General features: G+C 45.3%; 17 protein-coding genes and 4 pseudogenes. 13 read left to right on the plus strand and 8 right to left on the minus strand.

The features are described from left to right. Positions 1 to 63: 63 nt before the first annotated feature. Positions 64 to 783, minus strand: a complete 720-nt coding sequence (locus tag AC3D28_RS17455) for a helix-turn-helix transcriptional regulator (RefSeq protein ID WP_488536141.1) — start codon at positions 781 to 783, stop codon at positions 64 to 66. 935 nt (positions 784 to 1,718) lie between these two features. Here AC3D28_RS17455 and AC3D28_RS17460 point away from each other — a divergent pair. The 4 genes from AC3D28_RS17460 to putP all read left to right on the plus strand — a co-directional run bounded on the left by AC3D28_RS17460 (position 1,719) and on the right by putP (position 8,387). Further along, entirely contained in the window at positions 1,719 to 2,531 is an 813-nt protein-coding gene (locus tag AC3D28_RS17460) for a helix-turn-helix domain-containing protein (protein ID WP_488536142.1), read from the plus strand. A 384-nt stretch (positions 2,532 to 2,915) separates the two neighbouring features. Further along, a complete protein-coding gene (gene putA / locus AC3D28_RS17465; RefSeq protein WP_488536143.1) occupies positions 2,916 to 6,047 on the plus strand; it encodes a bifunctional proline dehydrogenase/L-glutamate gamma-semialdehyde dehydrogenase PutA in 3,132 nt (1,043 codons plus the stop codon). Positions 6,048 to 6,058: 11 nt separating this feature from the next. Further along, positions 6,059 to 6,766: a 1-pyrroline-5-carboxylate dehydrogenase gene (locus AC3D28_RS17470; RefSeq protein ID WP_488536144.1), complete on the plus strand. Its 708-nt coding sequence runs from the start codon at positions 6,059 to 6,061 to the stop codon at positions 6,764 to 6,766. 127 nt (positions 6,767 to 6,893) lie between these two features. After that, a complete protein-coding gene (gene putP, locus AC3D28_RS17475; RefSeq protein ID WP_098414430.1) occupies positions 6,894 to 8,387 on the plus strand; it encodes a sodium/proline symporter PutP in 1,494 nt (497 codons plus the stop codon). A 63-nt stretch (positions 8,388 to 8,450) separates the two neighbouring features. Here putP and AC3D28_RS17480 read toward each other — a convergent pair. Beyond that, a pseudogene (locus tag AC3D28_RS17480) lies at positions 8,451 to 8,587 on the minus strand (GNAT family N-acetyltransferase); the annotation flags it as partial. Positions 8,588 to 8,734: 147 nt separating this feature from the next. Between AC3D28_RS17480 and AC3D28_RS17485 the strand changes: the two are divergent. From AC3D28_RS17485 to AC3D28_RS17495, 3 genes and pseudogenes are all read left to right on the plus strand, one after another. Next, positions 8,735 to 8,974, plus strand: coding sequence for an RNA recognition motif domain-containing protein (locus AC3D28_RS17485; RefSeq protein WP_098414431.1), 240 nt, complete (start codon positions 8,735 to 8,737; stop codon positions 8,972 to 8,974). A 448-nt stretch (positions 8,975 to 9,422) separates the two neighbouring features. Further along, entirely contained in the window at positions 9,423 to 9,671 is a 249-nt protein-coding gene (locus AC3D28_RS17490; protein WP_488536145.1) for a hypothetical protein, read from the plus strand. Positions 9,672 to 9,985: 314 nt separating this feature from the next. Further along, positions 9,986 to 10,265, plus strand: a pseudogene (locus tag AC3D28_RS17495) (Lrp/AsnC family transcriptional regulator); the annotation flags it as partial. 85 nt (positions 10,266 to 10,350) lie between these two features. Here AC3D28_RS17495 and AC3D28_RS17500 read toward each other — a convergent pair. Both AC3D28_RS17500 and AC3D28_RS17505 read right to left on the minus strand, forming a co-directional pair. Continuing rightward, positions 10,351 to 11,058, minus strand: a complete 708-nt coding sequence (locus AC3D28_RS17500) for a DUF445 domain-containing protein (RefSeq protein ID WP_488536146.1) — start codon at positions 11,056 to 11,058, stop codon at positions 10,351 to 10,353. A 637-nt stretch (positions 11,059 to 11,695) separates the two neighbouring features. Continuing rightward, the gene (locus AC3D28_RS17505; RefSeq protein WP_488536147.1) at positions 11,696 to 13,546 is read right to left on the minus strand and encodes an ABC transporter ATP-binding protein; all 1,851 of its coding nucleotides are present in this window, start codon (positions 13,544 to 13,546) and stop codon (positions 11,696 to 11,698) included. 370 nt (positions 13,547 to 13,916) lie between these two features. Here AC3D28_RS17505 and AC3D28_RS17510 point away from each other — a divergent pair, with 370 nt between their 5' ends. From AC3D28_RS17510 to AC3D28_RS17520, 3 genes and pseudogenes are all read left to right on the plus strand, one after another. Then, on the plus strand, positions 13,917 to 14,105 hold the full coding sequence (locus AC3D28_RS17510) for a hypothetical protein (protein WP_488536148.1): 189 nt from the start codon (positions 13,917 to 13,919) through the stop codon (positions 14,103 to 14,105). Positions 14,106 to 14,227: 122 nt separating this feature from the next. After that, on the plus strand, positions 14,228 to 14,923 hold the full coding sequence (locus tag AC3D28_RS17515; protein WP_488536832.1) for a VC0807 family protein: 696 nt from the start codon (positions 14,228 to 14,230) through the stop codon (positions 14,921 to 14,923). Between the two features lie 333 nt (positions 14,924 to 15,256). Then, positions 15,257 to 15,570: pseudogene (locus AC3D28_RS17520) on the plus strand (MOSC domain-containing protein); the annotation flags it as partial. Between the two features lie 87 nt (positions 15,571 to 15,657). Here AC3D28_RS17520 and AC3D28_RS17525 read toward each other — a convergent pair. The 4 genes from AC3D28_RS17525 to AC3D28_RS17540 all read right to left on the minus strand — a co-directional run bounded on the left by AC3D28_RS17525 (position 15,658) and on the right by AC3D28_RS17540 (position 20,301). After that, on the minus strand, positions 15,658 to 16,896 hold the full coding sequence (locus AC3D28_RS17525) for a DEAD/DEAH box helicase (protein ID WP_488536149.1): 1,239 nt from the start codon (positions 16,894 to 16,896) through the stop codon (positions 15,658 to 15,660). A 207-nt stretch (positions 16,897 to 17,103) separates the two neighbouring features. Further along, positions 17,104 to 18,291, minus strand: a complete 1,188-nt coding sequence (gene uxuA, locus AC3D28_RS17530; protein WP_098414437.1) for a mannonate dehydratase — start codon at positions 18,289 to 18,291, stop codon at positions 17,104 to 17,106. 127 nt (positions 18,292 to 18,418) lie between these two features. After that, entirely contained in the window at positions 18,419 to 19,210 is a 792-nt protein-coding gene (locus tag AC3D28_RS17535; RefSeq protein ID WP_488536150.1) for an FCD domain-containing protein, read from the minus strand. A gap of 107 nt (positions 19,211 to 19,317) precedes the next feature. Then, positions 19,318 to 20,301, minus strand: coding sequence for a TRAP transporter substrate-binding protein (locus AC3D28_RS17540; RefSeq protein WP_488536151.1), 984 nt, complete (start codon positions 20,299 to 20,301; stop codon positions 19,318 to 19,320). 323 nt (positions 20,302 to 20,624) lie between these two features. Here AC3D28_RS17540 and AC3D28_RS17545 point away from each other — a divergent pair, with 323 nt between their 5' ends. The 3 genes and pseudogenes from AC3D28_RS17545 (at position 20,625) to AC3D28_RS17555 (ending at position 23,967) form a co-directional block, all read left to right on the plus strand. After that, positions 20,625 to 21,137, plus strand: coding sequence for a TRAP transporter small permease (locus tag AC3D28_RS17545; RefSeq protein WP_488536152.1), 513 nt, complete (start codon positions 20,625 to 20,627; stop codon positions 21,135 to 21,137). 14 nt (positions 21,138 to 21,151) lie between these two features. Beyond that, positions 21,152 to 22,452: pseudogene (locus AC3D28_RS17550) on the plus strand (TRAP transporter large permease). A 51-nt stretch (positions 22,453 to 22,503) separates the two neighbouring features. After that, positions 22,504 to 23,967, plus strand: coding sequence for a mannitol dehydrogenase family protein (locus tag AC3D28_RS17555; protein ID WP_098414442.1), 1,464 nt, complete (start codon positions 22,504 to 22,506; stop codon positions 23,965 to 23,967). Positions 23,968 to 23,969 lie beyond the last annotated feature (2 nt).

The raw sequence follows: 23,969 nt of genomic DNA on the forward strand, positions 1-23,969 counted from the left end.
AAAAAAACGGTCACAACAGTTGTGTTGTGACCGTTTTTTTATCTCATCTCATCACTGTTGTAACTAACGCTCCCCATTCAAAACCACAGAGAGCTGATGTTTTAGCAGCGTTTTTGGCACCACAGAACCATACCCAGCTTCCATCGCTTTATCGACGAGCTCGTTTTTACTGTTCGCTTCAAATTTATTGCGCAAACGCGCAACATGGCCTTCGACGGTTTTGGTTGAGATCCCCATTACCATGGAGATGAATTGTGGTTTTTTACCGTACAGCAGAAGAAAAAGCGTTTCTTGCTCGCGACACGTTAACTTTTCTGGTTTGGGCTGTAAGTTTGAAAAGCGGAAGATAGATTCTTGATTAGGGTTGTTGCTGATTGCACGGCAAACCCAATAACCAACTTCTATCACGGCGGTGTCGGTCAGTTCTCGTCCATAGAAAATGGTGCCCATCATTTTACCGTTGTCATCTCGCCACGGGGTTTTTGTAAAGATATGTGCACGCCAACGACCATCTGGATAAGGGTGGATATCAAGGATTTTAAGGGACTCTCCCGTTGTTAGAACATGTTTATCCTGACGTTGAAATTCTTGCGCACATTCAGTGGTCGGACTCATCATCTCAAAATCCGTTTTACCGATGCATTCTTCAGGAGAGGCGTGCCCCAATAGCTCTGCGTATTCTTGATTAACGTACTGGAATACCGAGTTTTTATCTTTGCACCCCCAACAACCAGGTAGTTGTTTAAGAAGTGACTGTTCTATGGTATCAACTGAAATATTCACAAAAGGACTCACTACATACTGCTTACACCAATTCAGAGCAGCCAGTGTTTAACGGCATTGTTTCGTTTAGCATGAAGGTTAAACACGTTTTGCTAATTGGTATTCAATCCCAAAAAGCTCAAGCTAATCAGAGTTTTTAGGTAGCCATATTTGGCAAAAAACCATCTCATACTAGGAACTTAAGAGGGAGTATTGTTTGTTTCATTACAGTTATGCGCACTCACGAATGTCTGGCTGCAACTCGTATCGTCCTTGATCATGCTTTCTACAACTGAATTGTAATTTGGTTTACATCTACAGCAATCACTAAGTGACAAACATAGCGCCGAAATAATATGAGAGGGACTGCGAAACGACAGCGATAGTATCAGCTTATGCTATTGATTTCATTTTGAAATAAAAAAAAGCCAGCCTGAAGACGGGCTGGCAACACAAGATATAATCTTGTCGACATGCAGAAGAGGTTCTAAATTACCAGGCAGACCTGCCAAGTAAGTTAGAGGTATCAATAAGATACCGAGATATCAGGGTTCGTATGAACCTTGATATCTCGATCAATATATAAAATCTGAAGCATATAAGTAAGGAGGGAAATCCCTCTACGTTTATATCTAAGCGACCATTTTCCGTAACAACGTGATCATGATGTGTTTTGAATGCCATTGTTGTCTCGAATAATGGCTTGTTCGACGTTGATACAAATGCGTTATATCAGGGCAAGGTATTTTCTATCTCCCCGTTTTTGTTGGTAAAGTTGGTTGTTCATTGACCGTAAGTTAACCTCGCATGATCATCGTTCCGGAGCTATGATCATGTCAGATGGCTTGATCATATTGACTTGATCTTGTGCGATGAGCTCGGGAGAATTTGCAACCCAACAGAGAAGGTATATGATGCCAAGATGTAAGCTGACCGTGTAAAGACGACTGTTCAAAATGAGTGATTCAGATAACCCCAAAGCTTTGCCATATAAGGAGTTCATGCTGCCTAAACCTGCAGAGTTGATCACGCTTCCATCTTATATGGATTGCCATGATCATGCTTACACCCAGATCGTGATTGGGTTAAAAGGGCAAGCTGAATTTGAAGTGCGTGGACGTGGTAATCTCGTCGGCCCAGGCCAAGGTTGCGTGGTGACAGCGTGCTCTGATCATGCTTTCGGTGGCGTGATTAACCAGTCGGATATTTTGGTACTTAACATGCCAAAGCCGGCCAATGATGACCCTGAAATGCTCCATAAAATCAATAGCTTGGAGAGAAAGTATGTGTATTTTCAACTTGATGGTCAAATTCAAAAACTGATACAGATGTTGGTACAGGAAATGCGAAATCATCCGGATGATCTGTTATTGAGCCGCGCTTGCAACGATACGGTCATTGCTCTGATGCAACGCCATATCTCGGTATTTGAAACCAGTCGAAAAGAATCACGTTTTGATCTAGAAGTGATTGATCGTTATATCGAACAGCGACTTAGCCATAAGATCAGCGTTGCTCAATTGGCGGGGCGAGTTTTCCTCGGAGAAAGTCAGTTTCACAGCTTATTTAAGGAACAAATGGGTATTACGCCACATCAATATGTACTGGGTAAGCGTATTGACATGGCCCGTGAACTTATCGAGCAAGGGCACTTATCCTTGGGACAGATTGCTGAGTTTACCGGTTTTTCGAGTCAAAGTACTTTCACTCACACTTTTACTCGCCTACAAGGTATATCACCATCTAAATATAAGAAACAAATTGGTTAACAAAGCCATGAATGGAATAAACCTTCTGCTTTGTATGGTTTTGTTGCTTGTAATTCACGTGATATATCTCTCACTTTGTTTATTTTTACTTCACGTTGCGTGTCCATCCCGACTTCATCCCTAATTTATCTTCCCTTAGCCGTGAACTGACAAAAAATCTTATTGATATTTCTAATATTTTGTTGTGAATGAAATGAAAAGATTAAAAGATCCAACACAAAATATTGTCCATTTGAACGTGACTTTGTGGATGTTTTGTTATAAAAGCGAGTTTTTGGCAAAAATACCGTAGTTTTTGACAAGTATTCTTATCGGCCTCAAAATACACTCCAGCCATTGATAATCCTCGAAGCGGTTTTCGAGGAGTGAGATTGAGGAACACACATGTTTACAGCTACGCACGTGTTGACACCGGAATTTATCGGGCAGCCGCTTGATAAATTGTGGTCACTGATCTCGCCATTATATATGGTGGACGAGTCTCAATGGCTAGAGCAACTATTGCCACTAGCGACGCCGACAGAGGATGAAAAGTCGGCGATCACTACCCAAACAACCCAGCTTATCGAAGCCATTCGTGCCGATAAGAAGTCAATCCAGATGATTGATGCTTTACTGCTGGAATACAGCTTAGATACTCAAGAAGGTATCTTACTGATGTGTCTGGCAGAAGCATTAATGCGTATCCCTGATGCCGCGACGGCAGATTCTTTGATTAAAGATAAGTTGAGCGTTGCAGACTGGAAATCTCATCTGAAAAGTTCTGATTCAGTGTTTGTTAACGCATCAACATGGGGATTAATGCTGACAGGTAAAGTGGTTGGACTTGGTGAGCAAGGCACCCAGAGCCCAAGTCAGGCTGTAAACCGTCTGGTTAATAAATTTTCTGAACCTGTGATTCGTAAAGCCATGTATCAGGCAATGAAGATCATGGGTCACCAGTTTGTTCGTGGCCGTACGATTGAAGAAGCGCAAAAGAATGGTCGCCCAATGCGCGATAAAGGCTTCACCTACTCATTTGATATGTTAGGTGAGGCGGCGCTAACAACCGCTGACGCGAACAAGTACTTCAAAGATTATCTAATGGCCATCGAAGCCGTGGGCCGAGAGACTTACGGCAACGACACCAGCCCAGCGCCTTCAATTTCAATTAAGCTTTCAGCATTGCACCCGCGCTACGAAGTGGCAAACGAAGAACGTGTAATGACTGAGCTGCATGACACGTTAATGCAACTATTAAAGCGTGCGATAGAAGTGGATGTTGCCATTACGATTGATGCAGAGGAAGCCGATCGTCTTGAACTTTCTTTAAAACTATTTGAGAAAGTGTACCGCAGCGACCTCGTTAAAGGTTGGGGCAAGTTCGGCTTGGTTATTCAGGCGTATTCGAAACGCGCTCTTCCTGTGCTGGTATGGTTAAACGCGCTGGCAAAAGAGCAGGGCGACCTTATTCCACTGCGTTTAGTGAAAGGTGCCTATTGGGATAGCGAAATTAAGTGGTCTCAACAAGCGGGGTACGAGAACTACCCAGTTTACACTCGTAAAGAAGGGACGGACGTCGCGTTCCTAGCGTGTGCTCGCTTCCTATTGAGCGAAGGCGTGCGTGGCAATATCTATCCGCAGTTTGCGAGCCATAACGCTCACACAGTGACCGCGATTGCTGTTATGGCAGAACATAAGGAGTATGAGTTCCAACGTCTACATGGTATGGGAGATTCACTGTATAACCATGTTATGGAAATGTATGGTCAGCCAGTACGTATTTACGCTCCTGTCGGTAGCCATGCTGATCTTCTTCCTTATTTAGTTCGTCGTCTGCTTGAAAATGGCGCCAACAGCTCGTTTGTACATCGATTGGTTGATGCGCGTTGTCCGATTTACGAGTTGACGCATCACCCTGTTGATGTGTTAACGAGTTTTGACACGCTACACAACGATAAAATCCCATTACCGGCGGATATTTTCCCTGAACGTAAGAACTCATATGGCGTCAATATTGACATCGACAGTGAAGCGAAGCCATTTGACGCGCAGGTAGAAAGCTTCATGGACAATCAGTGGGTTGCAGGCCCGATGATCAATGGTGAACGTTTTGCCGAAAGCATGATCAAGGCGAACGCCGCAGAGATCATCACCGCACCATACGATCGTCGAATAGAAGTGGGTCAAGTGGCGTTTGCTACTCTTGATCATGTTTCCGCAGCCATTGAAGCAGCGCAAGCCGCTTTCCCTGATTGGAAAGGGTTTAGCGTTGAGCAAAAAGCAACATGCTTAGAAAAGCTTGCGGACTTGATGGAAGAAAACCTCGCTGAACTGGTGGCAATTTGCCATAAAGAAGCAGGTAAGACGATTCACGATGGTATTGATGAAGTTCGCGAAGCGGTCGATTTCTGTCGTTACTACGCGAAACAAGCACAAAATCTGCAACCATTTGAGCTGGAAGGCTTCGATGGCGTGAAACGTATTTCGAGCCGTGAAGGTCTGGGTGTGTTTGTGTGTATCAGTCCTTGGAACTTCCCGCTTGCGATCTTCCTTGGTCAGGTGACCGCAGCGCTGATTGCTGGTAACACTGTTGTTGCAAAACCCGCGGAGCAAACCAGCTTAATTGCCGCTCGTGCTATTGAGTTGATGCTTGAGGCCGGTTTCCCTGCCGGTGCTATTCAACTGATCACAGGTCGCGGTGGGGAAATTGGTCATGCACTGACTTCTCATGATGCGATTGCAGGTGTGGCGTTTACTGGATCTACTGCGACTGCACAGCGGATTAATGTCACGTTAGCGCAGCGCACGGCTAAACCGGTTCCGTTTATTGCCGAAACGGGTGGTCAAAACGCGATGATCGTGGACAGTACGGCACTGCCAGAGCAGGTTGTGCGTGATGTGATTCGCTCAGCGTTTGCTTCGGCAGGTCAGCGCTGTTCTGCTCTGCGTGTTTTGTTTGTGCAAGAAGATGTCGCAGATCGAATGATCAACCTGATTCAAGGTGCGATGAAAGAGCTGCATGTTGGTCTGCCTTACCTACATCAAACGGATGTAGGTCCGGTTATTGACAGCAACGCCAAACAAAAACTCCTTGCTCATCTAGAGCACATGAGTAAAACACAAACTAAAGTGGCTCAACTACAGCTTGACGAACTATGCCAGCATGGCGATTTTGTTTCGCCAAGTGCGTTTGAAATATCAGGTATAAATGTACTAAAAGAAGAGCAATTTGGTCCTATCTTACACATTGTTCGCTTTAAAGCTGCTGAGTTACCAAACGTAGTCGCGCAAATCAACCAAACTGGGTTTGGCTTGACGATGGGTATCCATAGCCGAAATGAAACCACTTACCGTTGGATTGAGAAGCACGCTCGCGTGGGTAACTGCTATATTAACCGAGATCAAGTCGGTGCCGTGGTTGGTGTTCAGCCATTTGGTGGGCAAGGCTTGTCAGGTACAGGTCCGAAAGCGGGTGGTCCACACTACCTGTTCCGTTTTACTCAGCATCTTCTTGCTCAAGCAGAGAACGCATAAGGAGTCGTATTATGGTTCATCAGATCACCTATTTTAAAGATGCATTTTCTGCGTGGGAGCAGTGGAATCTGACCGATTTTGATTACAAATGTGAGCATATGCTGGCATTTAAATCTGCACTAGAAGCGCAACAACCTGCTGTTGCTAAAGTGGTTTCGTATCACTTGCAGCAAGCGTCGGCTCTTCTTGCAGAAACTCACCAATTAGTGGGCCCTACGGGTGAAACTAACGAACTGTATACCGCAGGCCGTGGTGTGGCTTTGGTGATTTGTGAAAACAACATCGAACCCACGGAAAACGCATTATACAGTGCATTTGCAATGATCACCTGTGCCCTGATTGCAGGTAACAGTGTGATTGTGTGCAGTGACAATGCAAAGCTAAACCAATTGGTTAAGCACGCTGTATCGTCGATAAACTTCCCATCTAACTTAGTCCAAGTGGTTGCGTACGATGCGTCTGCCCCGTTGCTTGAGAGTGACGTACGTAGTGTGGGTTATGTTGGGTATTCACAGGTTGAGCATGCGCTCAATCTTCAACTGGCTAAGCGCGACGGCGCGATCGTCGGCTTAGCTTCTGAAACGGATTTAGAGTCATTGACATTGGCTCACGATCCTCATCTTTCGTTGCGCTTCATTACCGAGTGCACTAGAACGATAAATATTACCGCGGTGGGTGGTAACGCGACTCTACTCGAGTTGGGGAACGACACTCACTAACCTGACTTGTGATATCCATCTGGTTTGATAGCTGATCCTGATGGGTGTCTCTTACTTTGATGTGTTACTGAGCCGGTAAAATATTAGAGCAGGCAAGGAAGGAAATTATTATAACGAGGACTATCTAATGATAGAAAATAGCTTTGCTATCACGTCCACTTTTGTGGCGTATTTACTGATTATGGTTGCTATTGGCGTTTACGCGTATAAGAGGACTTCCAATTCATCTGATTACTTCCTAGGTGGCCGTAGCCTAGGTCCGTGGCCAGCGGCATTATCTGCAGGTGCATCAGACATGAGTGGTTGGTTGCTATTGGGTTTACCGGGTTATGCATATGCTGCGGGTATCGAAGCTTTTTGGCTCGCTGGTGGCCTGCTTCTTGGTACATGGGCAAACTGGTTGATCAGTGCTAAACGTTTGCGTACTTATAGTATCCAAACTGATTCGTTAACGTTGCCAGAGTTTCTGTCACGTCGATTCAATGATAAATCGAAACTGATCCAGACAATCTCTGCGTTTTTCATTCTTTTATTTTTCCTTTTCTACACCAGCTCAGGTTTGGTTGCAGGGGGCAAACTGTTTGAGACGGTATTCGGTCTAGATTACACCTATGCGGTAATCATCGGTACAGTATGTGTGGTTTCTTACACGCTATTCGGTGGTTTCCTCGCGGTATCTTGGACTGACTTAGTACAAGGTCTGTTGATGGCAGCGGCACTAATGATTGTTCCTGTTACGGTTATGGACGGTGGACTAGGGCAGCTAACTTCTGATCTACGTGACATCAACCCAGAGCTTGCAACGCTATGGAATGACGTAAAAGGTGAACCGCTATCGGCCATTGCGATTATCTCTTTAGCTGCATGGGGGCTGGGCTATTTTGGTCAGCCACATATCTTAGCGCGATTTAAAGCGACTCGTTCAAACAAAGACCTCACGACTGCACGCCGTATCGCTGTGATTTGGACTGCACTGTCTATGGTTGGCGCGATGCTGGTTGGCTTGGTGGGACTGGTTTGGGTTACGGGTCATCCGGGTACTCAGCTAGAAGATGGTGAGAAAGTCTTCATGTTATTAGTGAACGCGGTCTTTCATCCCGTGATTGCAGGCATGTTGCTTGCTGCAATTTTAGCAGCAGTCATGAGTACGGCTGACTCTCAGCTTCTTGTGTCTTCTTCCGCCCTTGCCGAAGACTTCTATAAGCAAGTATTCAAACCAAGCGCGTCTTCAGAAGAGATAGTTATGATTGGCCGTATCGGTGTTGTCGTGATTTCTTTTGTGGCGTTATTCTTGGCAATGAATCCAGACAGCTCTGTACTTGGCCTTGTTTCTTACGCATGGGCAGGTTTTGGTGCTGCATTTGGTCCAGCCGTTGTGCTGAGCCTTTACTGGAGTGGCATGAACCGCAATGGTGCCCTAGCAGGTATTCTTGTTGGTGGTATCACTATCGTAGTATGGAAGCAGCTAACAGGCGGTTGGTTTGATGTTTACGAAATCGTACCGGGTATCATTTTCTCTACGATTACTATCATAGCAGTCAGCAAGCTAACAGGTGGTGCAGGACAAGACGTGCTAGATCAGCATAAGTCATACCAGAAGAAATTGATTGACTTAGACTAAGTACTACAAGCGTCATCGTATCAACAAGGCCCGCTCATCCAGCGGGCTTTGTTTTATCTGCTCCATCGCTTCTAAAGTCAGCGCATGAGGGAGCCAAGGTAGGTAGACTTCGAGATTTTTTGTCTACGAACAACCGCTTGATGTGCTTCTTCCATTCGCTCTAAGCAAGTTGGGATGAGCTTAAGGCGTTTGGTTTCCATAGCGGGTCTCCTTGAGCATAATTATTACTAAAAATCATTTAAACAGAAACACTTAGTCACACCTAGTTATCTTAAGAACATTAATCGCTTGGTTTGCTGGAGAGAAGCTGCGAGAATTGGCGCGTTATAAACATAAAATGGTTTAATATGAAATTTCTAGTAAGAAACTTAGCTCGTGAGACAACAGAGCAAGATATCCGTACACTGTTCTCCAACTACGGTAAGGTTGAGTTGTGTACATTAGTGCTTGATCAAGAAACGGGTCTATCGAAAGGGTTTGGTTTTGTGAGCATGCCTGATGAAGCAGAGGCTTCAGCAGCACTGGAGGCTCTAAACTTGTCTTCGGTTCATAATAACAAGATTCGCGTGAAAGTGGCGCAAGACTAGTTTTACCTCCACAGCTGAGACTGAGGCGCTATCTGTCCGTCCACTACTCAAGTGGACTAAAAACCAACGGTGATGTTGGTTTAATTAGTATATGGCGATGCTCTTCAATCAGAGACGTCGCTATCACTTCAATTCACACTGTAAATTGCACTTATCAAGTGAAGTGGACGTCTGATTTGGTCAACGGTAAAGTGACTTCTTACCGAGTTAAGTTGTGAGTCACCACCATCGTCTATGTGTGATGTGTCGTAATATTGCACATATAAATACGTTTTTTATAATAACGGAATAAAAGTTGAGGTCTGACCAATGTCTCAATTTGTTTAGACGTTAGTTCAATTTTTTGAAGATAGTACACAAAAAGTTAAAGGGGCTTTTTTATTGTGGAATTATTTTGAACAAAATATGTCAATTGTCAGTAGTTCATAAAAAAGCAGGGAGAAAAGAAATGCCGGATATATATTGCTCAACTTGTAGAAAATCAACACAACACAAGGTGATCATGAAGCGTTGTGAGTCACAATCCGTTGAAACTTTAGCAGGTAAAGTGGTGAGTTTTACACAGTTGATGGCGAAATTTGTATCTGGTGAGCACTACTATGAAATGGAACCGCAATACTACTGCCGTTGCTGCAATAATCGAGCGATTGGTGAAGTGATTCCACACCCTGCAAGACACACCTCTGCAATACTCTAATTGAGCCGCTATGCTGCTAATGGTTGCAGGCTAGATACGGGCGAACCGTCGAGAATCATTGGGCGTTCATAAAAGCGTATCTATGTACTAAAAGTTTTACGATCTCGTGAGAAACCGTAGTGAATGTCGATTGGTCGACACCAACCGGTTTTATACGCGTGTTGTAACGTTAATATTGCTTTCCCTTCAGTCACTTTCCTTATTATTGTCTTACCTCTACCACATTGCCTCTGTTTGACGCTTACTTTTACTTTGTTGGCTGCAAAGATCATAAGTAAAGGCTTTTTACGAACACGCATTGAGCCGTATACCGTTTGCATCTGCCAGTATTTATCCATATGCGTCTTGATCAAACCTGTTTCTCGATCTTCGGAAAGTTTGCCAAAGCGATTGAATTAATGCCGGAAATTGAAGAGTGTTACTCACTTTCTGGTGGCTTCGATACCATGGTTAGGGTTAAGAGTATAAAAGCTTATCAGGAATTCATGTCGGGTAAGCTTGGAACACTGTTAGGAGTCATTCAAACGTGCAGTGAGGTCGTGATGGAAGAGCATAAAATTGAGTTTGGAGTTAAATCCCGAGTTAATAAGCTAACGTGTGGAGTCTCAACAGTAACGAATTATTTTGAGATCAAAAAAGGAGCTGTGAAGCTCCTTTTTATCGTTTTGACAAGCAAAGGTTATGCGCTGATCAGCGTGCTAATAACACCTATCAAACCACCAAACACGCCACCCCAGACAACGAGCCAGCCAAGGTGTTCTTTGATCATTTTTTGCACCATTTCTTTGACCAATGCGGGGGTTAATTCACTCAAGCGTTGATCGATAATCCCTTCAATATTTAGCTTAATTTCATCCATCATCGCTGGCGATTCAAACTGTTCTTTTAACGCTTCTTTGACGGCATCGCTTTGGCTAAGCTCGGTTAGAGACGTTTGCATCTTTTCAACGAAAGGTTGTTTCATTGGCTGCAGAGCTTCTACGCCACCAAACATCGCCAGCATGCCGCCAAATTGAGAGGCTTCAATTACTTCCACCAAAGAGTCGAATGCTGGGCTGAAATCGACTTTATCGATGACAGGTTGAAGATTAATACTTGCGCTGCCAGTCATCTCTTGATTTAAAAAACGATCGATATTTTCTTCGGTAAAAAACTGCTCCATCATCAGGTTTTTGATGGCAAGTTTGAACGCTTCAAAGCGCGCTGGAATGACACCAGATCCGTATAAGCCAGGCACTTTTTCAAACAGCATGTGTATTGCAAGCCAGTTGGTGATAGCACCAGAAAATGCAAACAGCCCCGCATACCAAAGATAATCGTGTTGTAGTTGATGACCTGCCCCCATTAAAGCGATAGCGAGGAGATTCGTTAGCAAACTTTTGTTCATAGTGATCAGTTATTCATGAATGAAAGAAGAAATAAGTAGGCATGATTCTATACCTAAGTTACACCGAGATGCTAGGTTGAGGGAACAAGGGGTAGGGAGTATTGGCAAAGATTCACGTTATTTATAACCGGCTAAAAAGAACAAAACCCGACAATAATTGTCGGGCCACTGCTTTTTCTTAGTAAAACTAAGATAATTTTTTAGAGACGGTAAATCTTATCGCAAAGCTGGCATTTCCATCTCTCTGAATAGCCAAAGAGTTTGTCAGCCCAACTTATTTTTACTTGAATGATCTGCATTGAACCACATTTACACATAAGCTAATTACCTTATTGTTAACCTAATAACCCATTAAGTATAGCTGCTTCTTAAAAAGTGAAATGACAAATGAAGCCAGTTTGATATTCAGCATGTATTCTATGCAATAGGTATACGCTATCAGGACAAAGTGTGATCGTTGTCATAGTGAACGATCCACATATGAGAAGCCATCCTCGCCATTTGAACATATTCATGTGGCTATAGGTCAAATAATCTTATGAGGTAACACTCAGTTCGTGGTCGCGTTTGCAACCTGAGTCATTTTGGATACACAAAAAACGGCGCATAAAGCGCCGTAGTTATTGATTACTGCCGTTTAGGAAACCTGTTGATTTTCCAACTCGTCAGCAATGAATCCCCCCGTTTGATGGGACCAAAGTTGAGCATAGATTCCATTATTTGCGATCAACTCTCGATGCGTTCCTTGCTCTACAATGTTGCCTTTATCTAGGACTATCAGGCGATCCATCTGCGCGATGGTCGAGAGTCGATGCGCGATAGCAATAACGGTTTTACCTTGCATCAGTTCATTCAAGCTTTCTTGAATGGCGGCTTCGACTTCCGAGTCTAATGCTGAGGTGGCTTCATCTAACACCAACAATGGTGCATCTTTTAATAGCACCCGAGAAATGGCAATACGTTGACGCTGACCGCCAGAAAGCTTCACGCCGCGCTCACCTACTTGAGCATCATAACCGACATTCCCAAATGGGTCGGTTAAGGTTTCGATAAACTCATGAGCGTGTGCTTGCTTAGTGGCTTTGAGTAAATCTTCTTCTGTTGCGTCTGGGTTACTATACAATATGTTATCGCGAATCGAGCGATGCAATAGCGAGGTATCTTGGGTAACCATGCCGATCTTTGCACGCAGAGAGTCTTGCGTCACTTCGGAGATATCTTGTCCATCGATTTTTATGCTGCCATCTTCGACATCGTGGAAACGCAGCAACAAGTTTACTAGCGTCGATTTCCCCGCGCCGGAACGGCCAACGAGGCCCACTTTTTCTCCTGGTTTAATATTGAGGTTAAGGTGACTGATTACCTCTTTATTTTCACCATAATGAAAACTCACGTCGTCAAAATGAATGCCACCCTCGGTGACGACTAACTCTTTTGCGTTCGGTTTGTCTTTAATATCAATTGGTTTAGAGAGTGTCTTCATTCCATCGACAACGGTGCCCATATTTTCAAAGAGGGCGCCAACCTCCCACATTATCCACATCGACATGCCATTGATACGTAGTGCGAGGCTGACCGCAATAGCAATCGCCCCGACACTGATCGCACTATCAAGCCACAGGTAGATCGATAGCGCTGCAACGGCAAATACGAGAACGTAATTAGAGATCTCGACGGCAATATCAAAACCCGTTACCAAGCGCATTTGACGATATACCGTATTCAAGAATCCTCTCATTCCTTGTTCAGCATATTGGGTTTCACGCTGGCTATGAGAAAAGAGTTTGACCGTTTGAATATTGGTATAGCTATCCACGATGCGCCCTGTCATGGTGGAACGAGCATCGGCTTGGTCGGTGGCGATAGCTTTGAGTTTAGGAACGAAATGAATCTGAATGGCGACATAGGCGAGTAACCAGACGATCATCGGAATCATTAAGCGCCAGTCTGCAGTTGCTAACATAATGATCATGCTGGTGAAGTAAACCGTGACGTACACAAAGACGTCCATGGTTTTCATCACGGTTTCACGGACTGCAAGCGACGTCTGCATGACCTTAGTCGCGACACGGCCTGCAAAGTCATCTTGATAGAAGTTCAGGCTTTGATTGAGTAAATAGCGATGCGCAAGCCAGCGGATCGACATCGGATAGTTACCCAATAGTGTTTGGTGAACGAGCAAAGAATATACGATGACCAAGATTGGCATTACTACGAGCAGTAAAGTGCCATAAAAAATCAGGTCCGCTTTATTGTCTTGCAAAAAAGTCTCAGGGTTACTGGTGGAAAGCCAGTCAACCAGTTGTCCCATTGCACCAAACAACATCACTTCTACCACCGCGACAATCGTTGCCATCAAGGACATGATGATCAGAGGTTTTTCATAGCCACGGGTATAGTAACGCAGAAAAGCAAGCATCCCTGAAGGGGGCTGGTCAGGCGTAGATTTGGGGAACGGCTCTGTAAAGCCTTCAAATCGTTTAAACATCACTTATCCTAAAGTTTAAAAGGCCATTTGGGGTGGCTGAATCCATCGATTAACGCTGCTTAGACAAAGCTGAGCGTGTAAGAGTGTTATTGTCTGCTAGATGAAAAGCAAACAAGTTTATGAGAGGAGGCGAAAAAACGAGTCTAACCGATTGAGGGGTAAATGTAACTAGTTGGTTATGGACGCTATTGTCTATTGGCCTGATAAGTATGCGAATTTTTTCTAATTTTCATGGCAATACACCACACCTTAAACCCGCAAGGTAACACGAAAAAATCGGACTCAATCAAATAATGGCAGTGAAAATAGCAAAACTTAAGATAACAATAAATTTACATGACACTCACATCTAGTGAGAAGGAATGTATTGATGTTATTACTCGACTCAGTGCCCCAACTCTGCGGCAATATTCTTCAACTGGAAACCGTGAATGATGGCAACGTGATGGCGATATCACCATCGGCGTACGATACTTCTACCATAGAATTCATTGGCGGTGGCTCGGTGCGCTGTATGCTGAGAGACGTGTTTCTACCAAGCTGTAAAGCGGTAATATAATTTAAACTTCATAAGTCGTTACATAACTCGGCGCTTTAACGCTTTACATCTGGCGCGACTAGATGAACACTCCTGCTCAGAGTACAATGGTAGTCGACACACAGTAGAGTCAGTAAAACATGATGAGCAACACGACGGCGAAAAAGCCGAATCCTTTATTCGAGATCCTCTTTAACGTATTCATTCCTTCATTCATCTTGATGAAATTCAGTGGTGATGAGCACTTAGGGACAGCAATGGCACTGGTTGTGGCTTTGTTATTTCCTATTGTTTACGGTGGTATGGACCTCATCCGTAACAAGAAATTCAACTTTATTGCTGCCCTCGGTTTTGTCAGTGTGTTACTGACGGGTGGCATTGGCTTACTTGAGCTCGATACACGCTGGCTGGCATTGAAAGAAGCATTGATTCCCGGTCTTATCGGTTTAGCGGTGTTGGGCTCAACCCTTACACGCTACCCGTTAATGCAAAAAATGCTGCTGAATGACACCGTGTTAAATCTTTCTTTGATCAAGGAGCGTTTAAAAGAAAACAACCAATCAGAAGCGTTTGAGCGTTGCCTAATGTCATCAAACTACCTTTTCGCGAGTACCTTTGCGTTTTCCTCTGCGATGAATTATTTCTTAGCAACGTGGATCGTCACCAGTCCTGCAGGGACGCCAGCATTTAATGAAGAGTTGGGTAAGATGACGCTATACAGTTACCCAATGATTGCGATTCCAAGTATGCTGATGATGTTCGGTATTTTTTATTATGTTTGGCGTCAAATTCGCTCTATGACCTCTCTTGAAACCGAGCAAATTTTCCACATAAAGTAAACCTCAACACTCTGAACACTAAGGGGAAGAGCTCTCTTCCCCTATCTTCTTCATACACTCTTCTATCTCATTGTTCTGCGCTTAAATTCTCTTATCCGTCGTTCAGTGTTGACCTCGCTCACCATGATAGGGGCGACTTTCGCTCTTTTTATGAGAGCCCACACAAAAAGTATGATAAAAATGAACAAGTATATTAAGTCATGGTGCATTGCTTATCTATCTGATTTAAAATGATTTTTTAAAACCTTGCTGCATTTATAAAAAACATGTTCGGATCAAAAAATTAAAAATGAGGCGCTAAAATAAGAATTCGCGAGACTTAAAGAAAAGTACCAAACCGACATGCCTTGTTGGAAGCTTAACGTACGATTTGACCAACACGACATGGCGAGAAGACTGCAAGATACGCTTCGAACAGGCTGGTATTTCCGAGTGTTGGAAGAAGGCGATATCGGTGCAGGTGACGAAATTATTCTGTGTGAAAGACCATTATCCAAAATGGCCACTGGTTCGTATTTTGGGCGCGGTTTTCACTGGCTGTTTAGATAGAGAAGAACTCACTAAACTGTCTGTGAACTGCCGTTAGTCGAGTCTTGGGGCCGCTCATCGAACGCCGCCTAGAAACCAGTCAAGTAGAAGACTGGTAAATGCGCTTGGTTGGCCCAACTGCGGGTTAATGCCCAACAGTGAAACACTCTGAGCTGGTTATGGCGTTAAGAGCGTGGCTTTTTTGTTTACTTCGTGCTCGGCGCTGAACGTTTCGGCTTACCTTGGAACTGCTTAATGCTCTTCTTCGCATTAGTCCGGCGGTTGGCTTTTTTATCGCGAGGCGCGCGGTTGCTTTCGCCTGTCGAAGGTTTGTCTGTCACAGGAAAACCTTCCAGATCTTGCACTGGCAGTGCACGTTGAGTGAGGTTACGAATCGCGCTCAGTGCGTCCATTTCACCATGGCATACCAGCGAAATGGCCACACCTTGCTCTCCTGCGCGAGCTGTACGCCCTACTCGGTGAACGTAAGTTTCTGCATGCATTGGCAATTCAAAATTGATCACCACAGGCAGTTGTTCAATGTGAACGCCGCGCGCTAATAGATCGGTGGCGATAAGTACCGTTGTCTGCCCAGATTTAAACTGCGCCAGTACTTCTTCTCGCTCATCTTGGCTCTTGTTACCATGCAGCGCATTGGTCGAAATACCTGCTTTGTTTAGCTTTTTCGCCAAACCATCGGCGTTCTCTTTCGCCCCGATAAAGACCAATACCTGCGTCCAAACATTTTGCTTGATAAGTTCAACCAACGCCTTGGTCTTACTGCCTTTATTGACCAAATACAGCGTTTCAGTGATGTCTTGGTTGGTGCTGTTTTCTTGATGCGCAGTCACCTGTTTTGGTGCGTACATCAACTGCTTGGCTTTTTCCTTCAACTCTTCAGAGAACGTCGCTGAGAACATCGCGGTTTGGCGCTGATTTGAGGTTTGCATCGCGATGTTTTGTACATCTGGCCAAAAGCCCATATCAAGCAAACGGTCAGCTTCATCCAACACTAGGTAATGAATATTGCTCAAATCCAAGCCGTTGTCTGCTAGGTCAACCAAACGACCTGTCGTCGCGACAAGGACATGAGGCTCGTTCGCCAGCGCCTGTTGTTGTTGCTCTTTATCAACGCCACCACACAAACACACTGCTTTAAGACCAATAGCTTGACCGACTTGGTTGATCGCTTCACTCACTTGCATTGCCAGCTCACGCGTTGGCACTAGAATCAGCGCTTTTTGCTGAGAATTTACGTTGAGTTTTTCTAACAAAGGCAAAGCATAAGCAAGCGTTTTGCCGCTGCCCGTATTCGCCAATGCCAACACGTCTTTGCCCGCTAACAGTTCAGGAATCGCTAACGCTTGAATATCGGTCGGCTTCTTGAAGTCTTTTGGCAGTGCGTGAATCAGCTCAGAACTCAATGAGAGAGTAGAAAATGGCATTAACTTAACCTTGTGCTTTTGGTTGAAGAGGCAATAAAAACAATGAAGATGCGGTAGAGCGCAGGCGCGGACTTTACCACAATCTGCTAGGTGAACCATCCTATTTTAGGCGCTTAAACCAAGCGTCGCCTGTGTAAATCGTCAGAAAACAAAAAAGCGCAGAGCCGAAACTCTGCGCTTTTTAAATGACTTTTACATTGTAAATTGTTACTTGGTGTAGAAAGCGCGTTTAAGTGCCATCTCTAGACCGCGAACTTCTGCCAACCCTTTCAAGCGCCCAATGGCCGAATAGCCAGGATTGGTCTGCTTGTTCAGGTCATCGAGCATTTGGTGGCCATGATCTGGGCGCATCGGGATCAAACGATGGTCGCCAACCTCTGCACGACGTCGCTCTTCGTCTAGAATCGCCATCACCACATTGTACATATCGACGTCGCCATCAAGGTGAGCCGCCTCGTGGAACGTCAGTGGGTTGCTTTCTTCACGCTGGGTGGAACGCAAGTGCGTGAAATAAATACGATCGCCATGCTTTTTGATCATCTTTACCAGATCGTTATCACCGCGCACGCCGTAAGAGCCTGTACACATGGTTAATCCGTTCATTTTGCTTGGTACTTTTTCGGTTAACCAATCAATATCTTCGATAGTAGACACCACACGTGGTAAACCAAGAATTGGGCGTGGTGGATCATCTGGATGTACCGCAAGTTTCAAGCCGTGCGCTTCACATATTGGCATCAATTCTGAGAGGAAGTAAGCCATGTGCTCGCGCAGTTGATCTTTGCTGGTGCTTGCGTAGCGATCAAGCTGAGCTTGGAACTCTTCAAGCGTATAACCTTCTTCGGCCCCCGGTAAGCCTGCAATAATGTTGCTGGTTAGCTGTTGGATTTGCGCAGCGGTCATGTTGTTGAAGTATTCTTGCGCTTGCGTTTGCTCAGCTTCGGTATAATCCGCTTGTGCCCCTGGACGCTTTAAAATATGCAGTTCAAATGCTGCGAATGCGATTTGGTCAAACCGCAATGCTTTTGAGCCATCTGGCATTTCATATTCTAGATCCGTACGCGTCCAATCTAATACTGGCATAAAGTTGTAGCAGACCGTATCAATGCCGGATTCTGCAAGGTTGCGTAGTGTCTGTTTGTAGTTGTCGATCCATTGTTGGAAGTCACCCGTTTGAGTTTTGATTTCTTCGTGAACAGGTACACTTTCAACCACTGACCACGTTAAGCCTTTCGCTTCGATGATGGCTTTACGCTTTAAAATCTCTTCTTTTGACCACACTTCACCATTTGGAATGTGGTGTAGGGCATTCACGATGCCTGTTGCGCCAGCTTGACGAATATCGTCTAGCGACACTGGGTCGTTCGGGCCGTACCAACGCCAAGTTTGTTCCATGACTCTCACCTTTTTTAAGACGCACTCAACCCGCTCGAATTGATCAAGCTAAGTGCAACGACTTCTTATAATGCAGCTACGGTAATGCAGCTGCGCTGACTATATCCGGCCAAAGCCGGCAATGTGGTTAACGGTTTTTAGCTCCCTGTAGAACAACAGGGTTGGAGCTAAACAGATAACCATCAAAATTGGGGTCATCGATGTCAGACAGCTCCAATAGGCGCTGCTTGACGTTTTCAAGGTGTTGCCACATGGCGTTCTTTGCAGCAATAGGGTCTTTGCGCTGCAAGGCGGCGAGGATTTTGGCGTGATCGTCCAACCACTCTTCGCGGTAGTCTTGACCTACAATACGAGAATGAAGTTTCTGCCACATCGGACTGTTCTCGCGTCGCTCCCAAGAGTGCTTCAACATGTCCACCAGAACAGAGTTTTGGGTTGCCTCTGCAATGCACATGTGAAACTTCTCATCACCGTTACAATCTGTCGTACCGCTCGCCAGTTCCTCTCGTTCTAACTCTAGGGCTGCACGCATTGTCACGATGTCACTAGGCGTGACTTGCATTGCTGCAAACTCGGCAATGTTGCTTTCAAGTAACTGACGAGCTTGAAGCATTTCGAACGGGCCTGCATCATCACTGAGCACGCTTTCGTGGGAGTTCGGTTGAGATGGGACATTGATAACGTATACCCCAGAACCTTTCTTTACTTCGACAAGGTTTTCCAGTTCAAGCATGATGATCGCTTCACGCACAACGGTACGACTAACGTCAAGGCGTTCTGCGATATCGCGCTCAGGTGGCAGTCTGTCTCCGACCTTGTAGTGGCCGTTGATTAACTCTTGTCTTAAAACTAAACCGATCTCTTGATACGGTCTTTTCGGTTCAAAAGGCATCATGATGATATTATCACTGTATTCCATTTAACTTCTCACGCCATCATAACGACCAATAAAAATTGGTCAACCTCTATGTACCAGAATGTGGTAACACCTTGTTTTCGATTATTTGTTACTGATTTTTTTATAAATTATTGAACGGCTTTGATCTTCTCAACCAGTTCATTTAATTCAGGGTTTGTCTTTACTAAATCCGCATACATAGGCTGAACGGCTTCTACGAACGCCGCTTTATTTGGTTCAACAAAAGTCACGCCCATTTTTTCTGCTTTTGCACGCTCTTTCGCTTCAGACTCCGCCCATAGTTGCTTCATGTATTCGGAAGAGTCTGTCGCGGCTTTCATCAGTGTTTTTTGTTGCTCTGGCGTAAGCTTGTCATAAGTTTTCGTTGAGATAACCAATACATCCGGCACCATAGTGTGCTCGTCTAGACTGAAGTATTTCGATACCTCACTGTGACGGCTCAAGCTAAATGATGGGATGTTGTTTTCTGCTGCATCTACGACACCTTGTTGCAATGCGGTGTATAGCTCTCCGTAAGCAAGCGGGGTCGGGTTGCCGCCAAGTGCTCTTACCATTGCGATCGCTGAGGGGCTTGGCTGTACACGTACTTTCAGGCCTTTTAGATCTTCAGGTGTGTTGATTGGTTTGTTGGTGTAGAAGCTACGCGCGCCGGCATCGTAGTAAGTCACGCCTATAAAGCCGCTGTCTGCCGAAGAGTTTAGGATTTCACGACCTACTTCACCATCTGTCACGGAGTAGTAATGGTTTTTATCACGGAATAAGTAAGGCAGGTTGAATGCTGCATAAGCTGGAGAAAAAGCTTCCAATTCTGCCGCGTTACTCTTCACCATGTCCAGTGCACCGTTTTGCATCAGTTCCATGGATTCACGCTGTGTGCCTAGCTGGGCATCAGGGTAAATACGGATACGTACTTCACCATCGGTCATTTCACGAACTTCTTTCGCCATAAAGTTCATTGCTTTATGTACTGCATGGTCACGAGGGTGATTGTGACTCAGCTTTATCGTCGTTGCAGCATAAGCAGAAGCCGTGGCGCCGAGGGTCATTGCAGCACCGACTATAGCGCTTAAAAGAGTTTTACGCGTCATCATTGTTCTATTCTCCTTGGATTGGTTGTCCAATATGTAGGGTGATTTTAATTTTTTTCACGGTATTGCTTGTTTCAAGCTCATTATTAGCGATAGGAAAACCGAGCGTCAAAGCAAAAAAACAAATTGGTTGACCTTAATCACAATAATAATCCTTGGTTTGGTTGACCAATGTGGTTGTGAGCCAGCTCACATGACAACCAAATCGGCTAACTTATAATCCCCTCAGTAAAATAGCGTATGTTACTGCCCTACACAGGAACACTTTCTATATTGGTAAACCAATTGTTATGAGATGCGCACATATTGATTGAAAGGAAAATAAAATGAATAAATTGGTTAAATGGATCAATCGGGGACTGGCCGCTTTTACCATCTCTCTCTCGACCTTCCTCGTCTTTTGCGTAGTTTGGCAAGTGATATCACGTTATGTGATTGGCAAACCAAGTACCGTAACAGATGAACTCGCTCGTTATCTCTTTATGTGGGTTGCCCTTATCGGTGCGGCTTACACCACAGGTCTAAAACGTCATCTTGCCATCGACTTACTCACGATGAAGCTGCAAGGTAAACGTAAACTCATCAATGAAATTATCATCCAAGTCGCCATTGCGCTGTTCTCTTATGTGGTTTTGGTCCATGGCGGCACTCAACTGGCCTTAAAAACGCTAGCGACCGGCCAGTTAACACCTGCACTTAGCTTAGAAATGGGCTACATCTACTTGTGTCTTCCACTTAGTGGCGCCCTGATGATCTTTTACTCGGTGGTATTTGCTTTCGATCGCATCAAACAATTGACGTCTGGTGAAGCCCTACTCACCAACACCCAACTTGATTAATAGAGGTTTCCACAATGGAATGGCAATTAATTCTTACCTTGTTCGGTAGCTTCGCGGTTTTGCTCGCGATTGGTGTGCCGGTTTCTTTCGCTATCGGCTTGTCGTCGCTAGCAACCATTTTGATGAGCTTACCGTTAGAGCCTGCAATCGCGGTAGTGGCGCAGCGTATGGCGGCTGGCCTCGATAACTTTGCTTTATTGGCAATCCCGTTCTTTATTTTGGCGGGCAACATCATGAACCAAGGCGGTATTGCCTTGCGCCTGATTAATTTGGCGAAAGTGTTGGGGGGCGTCTTCCTGGCTCACTAGCGCACGTTAACGTGATGGCGAACATGATGTTTGGTTCAATTTCAGGCTCAGCGGTAGCGTCAGCCGCTGCTGTGGGTGGGACGATGTCGCCATTGCAAAAGAAAGATGGTTACGATGAAAATTTCTCTGCGGCAGTCAACATCACTTCATGTCCAGCAGGCTTGTTGATACCGCCAAGCAATACGCTGATCGTGTTCTCACTCGTATCCGGTGGTACTTCTATTGCCGCGCTATTTTTAGCTGGTTACATTCCTGGCATCTTGATGGGGCTGAGCATCATGACCGTGGCGGGTGTTATTGCTAAGCGCCGTGGTTATTCAATTGCGGCTCGTCCTTCTTTGACAATGGTTTGGGATACGTTTTTAAAAGCCGCGCCTTCATTAGCCCTCATTGTTGTGATCATGGGCGGCATCATTGGCGGTATCTTCACGGCTACCGAAGCCTCTGCGATTGCGGTTGTCTATACTTTCGTGTTGGCGGTTCTGGTTTACCGAGAAGTAAAATGGCGTGATCTTCCAAAGATAATCCTAGAGTCTGCAGTAACGACGTCTATCGTATTACTGCTTGTGGGCGCTTCCATGGGGATGTCTTGGGCTATGGCTAATGCGGATATTCCTTACATGATTGCGGACGCGCTTCTCGCCATTTCAGACAACCCAATGATCATTCTACTTATCATTAATATCATCCTGCTGATTGTGGGTATCTTCATGGATATGACGCCAGCGGTGCTGATCTTTACACCTATCTTCTTGCCTATTGCATTAGATATGGGCATCGATCCTGTGCACTTCGGCATCATGATGACCTTCAATTTAGCTATCGGTATCTGCACCCCGCCAGTGGGTAGTGCATTATTCATCGGTTGTTCTGTGGCTAACATCGCGATTGATAAAGTCATTAAGCCACTATTGCCATTCTATGTTGCTCTGATTTTAGCGTTGATGGCAGTGACCTTTATTCCTGAGCTGAGCCTTTTCCTACCGAACCTAGTCCTTGGCTATTAATTATTAAGATAAACAATTCCGCGGGTTCGCCTGCGGAAAAGGGATACAACAATGAAGACTATTTCGAACTCCATCCTGAATGAAAACGTGTTAATGCCGAGCTACGACCGTTCGGCGCTTAAAAGCCGTATTGTTCACCTTGGTTTTGGTGCTTTTCACCGCGCTCATCAAGCGCTGTTGACCAATGAAACGCTGAGCAAGACAGGTTCTGATTGGGGCATTTGTGAAATCAACTTGTTTGGTGGTGAAGAACTGATTAAGTCACTGCGCACGCAGGATCACCTTTACACAGTGGCAGAAAAAGGCGCAGAGTCGACGGAGGTGAAAGTGATTGGGTCAGTGACTGAGTCGCTACACCCTCATCTCGATGGTATCCAAACCGTGCTGGAAAAAATGGCAGAACCGCAAGTCGCAATAGTGTCGATGACGATAACAGAGAAAGGCTACTGCGCTGACCCAGCAACCGGCACACTAGATAGAAACAATCCACTTGTCATTGCAGATCTTGCGCAACCAACAGAGCCGAAATCCGCCCTCGGGTACATTGTTCAAGCTCTGAAGATGCGTCGTGATCGCGGTCTTACACCGTTCACGGTGATGTCTTGCGATAACGTGCAAGAGAACGGTCACGTCGCAAAAACAGCAATTCTAGAATTCGCTCAATTGCGTGATCCTGAGTTGTGCGATTGGATTGAAACCCATGTTACTTTCCCGTGTACCATGGTTGACCGCATTGTACCGGCGGCAACCGAAGAGACATTGACAGAAATCGCTGAATTACTTGGCTGCGAAGATCCTTGCGGCATTGCGTGTGAGCCTTTCCGTCAATGGGTGATTGAAGACAACTTTGTTGCTGGTCGTCCAGATTGGAACGTTGCTGACGCTGAGTTTGTGGTAGACGTAGTGCCTTACGAAGAGATGAAGCTGCGCATGCTTAATGGCAGTCACTCATTCTTGGCTTACTTAGGCTATTTGGGGGGCTACGCGTGCATCTCCGATACCATGACGGACGAAGGCTACCGTAAAGCCGCGTTTGATATGATGATCAAAGCGCAAGCGCCATCACTGACGATGCCAGAAGGCACCGATTTAGAAGGGTACGCTAAGTTGTTGATCGAGCGTTTCACTAACCCAAGTTTGAAGCACAGAACATGGCAAATTGCGATGGACGGTAGCCAGAAGATCCCACAACGCATGGGGGGCAGTTTGCAATTCCATCTTGCACAAGGGTCTGATTTCTCATGGCTTGCGACGGCGATCGCTGGTTGGATGCGGTACGTTGCTGGCGTGGATGAGCAAGGTCATGAAATTGAGGTATGCGACCCCATGGCAGAGACTTTACGCAAAATTTGTGACCAACACGGTTTGAACGTTTCAGTCGTACCTGCGCTGCTCTCTGTCGAGGCGATTTTCCCTGCCGAACTGGGCCAAAACCCACAAGTGATCAAGGCGGTGAGCCGTGCTTACCAATCATTAATTGATCACGGTGCTCGTGCGACCGTGGCTGAGCTGTAAGA

Source organism: Vibrio sp. TAP-3B (assembly GCF_057784735.1).

Excerpts from the sequence above, each read along its gene's own strand:
- AC3D28_RS17460 (WP_488536142.1), top strand. The coding sequence starts at position 1,719 with ATGAGTGATTCAGATAACCCCAAAGCTTTGCCATATAAGGAGTTCATG.
- putA (WP_488536143.1), top strand. The coding sequence starts at position 2,916 with ATGTTTACAGCTACGCACGTGTTGACACCGGAATTTATCGGGCAGCCG.
- AC3D28_RS17470 (WP_488536144.1), top strand. The coding sequence starts at position 6,059 with ATGGTTCATCAGATCACCTATTTTAAAGATGCATTTTCTGCGTGGGAG.
- putP (WP_098414430.1), top strand. The coding sequence starts at position 6,894 with ATGATAGAAAATAGCTTTGCTATCACGTCCACTTTTGTGGCGTATTTA.
- AC3D28_RS17485 (WP_098414431.1), top strand. The coding sequence starts at position 8,735 with ATGAAATTTCTAGTAAGAAACTTAGCTCGTGAGACAACAGAGCAAGAT.
- AC3D28_RS17490 (WP_488536145.1), top strand. The coding sequence starts at position 9,423 with ATGCCGGATATATATTGCTCAACTTGTAGAAAATCAACACAACACAAG.
- AC3D28_RS17500 (WP_488536146.1), bottom strand. The coding sequence starts at position 11,058 with ATGAACAAAAGTTTGCTAACGAATCTCCTCGCTATCGCTTTAATGGGG.
- AC3D28_RS17505 (WP_488536147.1), bottom strand. The coding sequence starts at position 13,546 with ATGTTTAAACGATTTGAAGGCTTTACAGAGCCGTTCCCCAAATCTACG.
- AC3D28_RS17510 (WP_488536148.1), top strand. The coding sequence starts at position 13,917 with ATGTTATTACTCGACTCAGTGCCCCAACTCTGCGGCAATATTCTTCAA.
- AC3D28_RS17515 (WP_488536832.1), top strand. The coding sequence starts at position 14,228 with ATGAGCAACACGACGGCGAAAAAGCCGAATCCTTTATTCGAGATCCTC.
- AC3D28_RS17525 (WP_488536149.1), bottom strand. The coding sequence starts at position 16,896 with ATGCCATTTTCTACTCTCTCATTGAGTTCTGAGCTGATTCACGCACTG.
- uxuA (WP_098414437.1), bottom strand. The coding sequence starts at position 18,291 with ATGGAACAAACTTGGCGTTGGTACGGCCCGAACGACCCAGTGTCGCTA.
- AC3D28_RS17535 (WP_488536150.1), bottom strand. The coding sequence starts at position 19,210 with ATGGAATACAGTGATAATATCATCATGATGCCTTTTGAACCGAAAAGA.
- AC3D28_RS17540 (WP_488536151.1), bottom strand. The coding sequence starts at position 20,301 with ATGATGACGCGTAAAACTCTTTTAAGCGCTATAGTCGGTGCTGCAATG.
- AC3D28_RS17545 (WP_488536152.1), top strand. The coding sequence starts at position 20,625 with ATGAATAAATTGGTTAAATGGATCAATCGGGGACTGGCCGCTTTTACC.
- AC3D28_RS17555 (WP_098414442.1), top strand. The coding sequence starts at position 22,504 with ATGAAGACTATTTCGAACTCCATCCTGAATGAAAACGTGTTAATGCCG.